Raw genomic sequence first — 3,707 nt, forward strand, 5'->3', positions numbered from 1 at the left:
GTTGGGGCGGCGGCGCGGGCTGGAACGGCGGCAAGGGCTCGCGCCCCAGCGTGATGACGGCTTCGCTGGCCTCCTGTTCCACCAGGCGGATGCAATCTTCGAGCTGCAGGCGATGCTGGGTGATGTCGCGCGCCGGCAATGGCGGCGTGATGGCGCGCAACTGCCCGACAAGGGCGGTCCGCGCCTTCTCATAAACCGCCCGCCGGGCGGCCCCGTTATTCTCCGGCAGCGCCGAGATCGCCCGGCGCAACAGCTCCTTGTAGTCCGCCATGGGTCAGTTGGTACTCACAATTGCAGCGATGTCTTGTAACAAAAAATATCAGTCTTGGAATGGGTCATGCACAAGGATGGTGTCGGCGCGCTCGGGACTGGTGGACAACATGGCCACCGGCGCCCCGATCTGCTCCTCGATATAGCGGACATATTTGACCGCCTGCGCCGGCAGATCGGCCCAGCTGCGGGCCCCCGCAGTGGTTTCGGACCAGCCTTCCAGCGTTTCGTAGATCGGCTTAACGCGGGCTTGTGCCCCCATTGAGGCGGGCAAATAATCAATCCGTGATCCGTCCAGCTCGTAGCCGACGCAGACCTTGATCTGCTTGAGCCCGTCCAGAACGTCGAGCTTGGTCAGCGCGATGCCCGAAATGCCCGAAGTCCTGACCGTCTGGCGCACCAGCACCGCGTCGAACCAGCCGCAGCGGCGCGGACGGCCGGTATTGACGCCCACTTCGCGCCCCACCGTCGCCAGATGCTGGCCGATCTCGTCGTCCAGTTCGCACGGGAACGGCCCCTCGCCCACGCGGGTGGTGTAAGCCTTGGTGATGCCCAGCACATAGCCGATGGCGGTGGGGCCCAGCCCGGAGCCAGCCGCCGCCTGTCCCGCCACGGTATTGGAGGAGGTGACGAAGGGATAGGTGCCGTGATCGTTGTCGAGCAGCGCGCCCTGCGCTCCCTCGAACAGGATGCGCGCGCCTTCCTTGCGCTTCTCGTCCAGCACGCGCCAGACCTGGTCCATGAAGGGCAGGATGTCGCCGGCGATGGAGGTCAACTCGTCGAAAATCGCCTGCGCCTCGATCTCGACCAGCCCCATGCCGCGCCGCAACGCGTTGTGGTGGGTCAACAGCCGCTCGATCTTGGGCATGAGCGTATCGGGTTCCGAAAGATCGACCAGGCGAATGGCGCGGCGGCCCACCTTGTCCTCATAGGCCGGGCCGATGCCGCGCCTTGTGGTGCCGATCTTGAGGCCGGCAGTGGCGTCCTCGCGAATGCCGTCAAGCTCGCGATGCAGCGACAGGATCAGCGGCGCATTGTCGGCGATGCGCAGCAGCTCGGGCGTGATGGCGACGCCCTGCCCGCGCAATTTGGCCATTTCGGCGACGAAATGGTGCGGATCGACGACCACGCCATTGCCGATGACGCTGAACTTGCCCTGAACCAGCCCGGAGGGCAGCAGGGCCAGCTTGTAGCTCACCCCGTCGATCACCAGCGTGTGGCCGGCATTATGGCCGCCATGGAACCGCACCACCACATCGGCGCGCTCGCTCAGCCAGTCGACAATCTTGCCCTTGCCCTCGTCGCCCCATTGCGAGCCGACGACCACCACATTAGCCATGAATACCTTCTCCAGGATAGGCGCAACACCTGGGGGCCGGCCGGCGAGCCGCTCCCCCTTCGAACCGGACGTCACTTTCCCCTCATCGGCCGGGCGAGTTTGCCGGCGGCCGAATAACTGCTAAGTCCGACTGTCCTTACATCACAAGGCCGACGATGACAAAGCCGCAGACCAATGAAAATCGCGGCATATTTGCCGGCCTGCTCGACCAGCCCTATCTGCTGCTCATCGCCGCGCCCCTGTTCTGGGGCGGCAATGTTGTGGCCGCCAAGATGGTGGTGGGCCAGATCGACCCCATCCTGCTGCTGGCCAGCCGGTGCCTGGCCGCTACCCTGGTCATCCTGCCTTTCGCCTGGCCCTATCTGCGCGCCGACTGGGCCGTGGTGCGCCGCCACTGGCCGCTGCTGATGGCCTATGGCGCGGTGGGCTATGCGCTGTTCAACGTCTTTCTCTATATGGGCCTGAAAACCACCACCGGGGTCAATTCCGCCGTCGAGCAGGCGGCGCTGCCCATGCTGATTCTGGGCGCCAATTTCATCATCTTCCGGGTGCGGGCGAATGGCTTGCAGATTTTCGGCGTGCTGGCGGCCATTTTCGGCGTGCTGCTCACCGCCACCCATGGCAATCCGGCCCAGCTCCTGACCTTCGATCTCAATATCGGCGACGGACTGGTGATTCTGGCCTGCCTGACCTACACCGCCTACACGCTGGCCCTGCGCTTCCGCCCGCCCATGCACATCATGAGCTTCATGGGCGTCTCCTTTGCCGGGGCCGCATTGACCGGGCTGGTCATGCTGGCCCTGTTCGGCGGCGGGCTGGGGCAATTCGCGACGCTGGCCCAAGCCTCGCCCACCGTCTGGGCGGTGATCGCCTATGTGGCGGTCTTTCCCTCCATGTTCAGCCAGGTCGCCTATGCGCGCGGGGTCGAAATCCTGGGCGCCAACCGCGCCGCGCCCAGCCACAACCTCATTCCGGTCTTCGGCACGCTGGGCTCGGTGCTGATCCTGGGCGAGCGGCTGGAAGCCTATCACTTCCTCGCCGCCGCCATCATCATCGGCGGCATCGTGCTGGCCGAATGGGCGGCGCGGCGCTATCGCCGCCAGCCGGCGTAAAAATCAGGGCAGCGTGTGCCCGGCGGCGCGGAAGAGGCGATACCATTCCTCCCGGCTGAGGCGAACATCCGAGCCGGCGGCGCATTCGGCCACGCGGGACGGCCTGGTCGTGCCCAGCACCACCTGGATATTGGCCGGGTGCCGAACGATCCAGGCCACGGCGATGCCAGTGGGGGTGACGCCATGGGCGGCGGCCATGTCCTCCAGCACGGCGTTCAATTCGCCATGGTTTTCCTTGTCGCCGACAAAGACGCCGCCGGCCGGGCGCGGGTTCTGGAACGGCGACCAGGCCTGGAGCATGACGCCCTGCATGCGCGAATAATTGAGCAGGTCGTTGTCCCGGTCCGCCGACTGGTCCAGCCCGCCAATATTGGCCGCGACCCCCTGGGCGAAGAGATTGGCGTGGGTGAGGCTCAACTGCATCTGGTTGAAGCGCAAAGGCTGGCGCACCGACCTTTTCAGCAATTCGATCTGGCCCGGCATATGGTTGGAAACGCCGAAATGGCGCACCTTGCCATCGCCCTGAAGCCTGTCGAAGGCGGCGGCGACCTCATCGGGCTCGACCAGCGTATCGGGCCGGTGCAGCAGCAGCACGTCGAGATAATCGGTGCGCAGCGCCGCCAGCGATTCATCGACGCTGGCCAGGATATGCTCGGCGGAAAAATCGAAAAATCCGCGACGAATGCCGACCTTGCTCTGGATGAGAACCTGCTCGCGCTCGGCCGAGGAAAGGCGCAGCGCCTCCCCGAAACGGGCTTCGCAGAGGTGGCGCTCGCCGCCATAGATATCGGCATGGTCGAAAAAGGTGATGCCGGCGTCGCGCGCCGTGTCGAACAGCTGGCGGATTTCGCCATCGTCCATCCTGGCAATGCGCATCAGGCCCAGAATGACGCTGGGCAGCACCAGATCGGTATGGGGCAGGGTGTAGGTTTTCATGGCTCAGCTCTTGGCGCGAGGGGATTGGGGCAAGATTAGACCCGGAGCAT

Annotated in this window: 3 protein-coding genes and 1 pseudogene; 1 reads left to right on the forward strand and 3 read right to left on the reverse strand. The window is 65.1% G+C overall.

What is annotated here, in order from left to right; translation table 11 throughout:
- Positions 1-271 (reverse strand): annotated as a pseudogene (locus tag VDP82_RS15465) (hypothetical protein); the annotation flags it as partial.
- Between the two features lie 48 nt (positions 272-319).
- Entirely contained in the window at positions 320-1,609 is a 1,290-nt protein-coding gene (locus VDP82_RS15470) for an adenylosuccinate synthase (protein WP_323015725.1), read from the reverse strand.
- 155 nt (positions 1,610-1,764) lie between these two features.
- On the opposite strand from VDP82_RS15470, the gene VDP82_RS15475 reads away from it, so the two are divergent.
- Positions 1,765-2,721, forward strand: a complete 957-nt coding sequence (locus VDP82_RS15475; RefSeq protein WP_323015726.1) for a DMT family transporter — start codon at positions 1,765-1,767, stop codon at positions 2,719-2,721.
- 3 nt (positions 2,722-2,724) lie between these two features.
- Here the strand turns inward: VDP82_RS15475 and VDP82_RS15480 are convergent, their stop codons facing one another.
- A complete protein-coding gene (locus VDP82_RS15480; protein WP_323015727.1) occupies positions 2,725-3,657 on the reverse strand; it encodes an aldo/keto reductase in 933 nt (310 codons plus the stop codon).
- Positions 3,658-3,707 lie beyond the last annotated feature (50 nt).

Source organism: Devosia sp. (assembly GCF_034675085.1).
Taxonomy (GTDB): Bacteria; Pseudomonadota; Alphaproteobacteria; order Rhizobiales; family Devosiaceae; genus Devosia.

Excerpts from the sequence above, each read along its gene's own strand:
- VDP82_RS15475 (WP_323015726.1), top strand. The coding sequence starts at position 1,765 with ATGACAAAGCCGCAGACCAATGAAAATCGCGGCATATTTGCCGGCCTG.
- VDP82_RS15470 (WP_323015725.1), bottom strand. The coding sequence starts at position 1,609 with ATGGCTAATGTGGTGGTCGTCGGCTCGCAATGGGGCGACGAGGGCAAG.
- VDP82_RS15480 (WP_323015727.1), bottom strand. The coding sequence starts at position 3,657 with ATGAAAACCTACACCCTGCCCCATACCGATCTGGTGCTGCCCAGCGTC.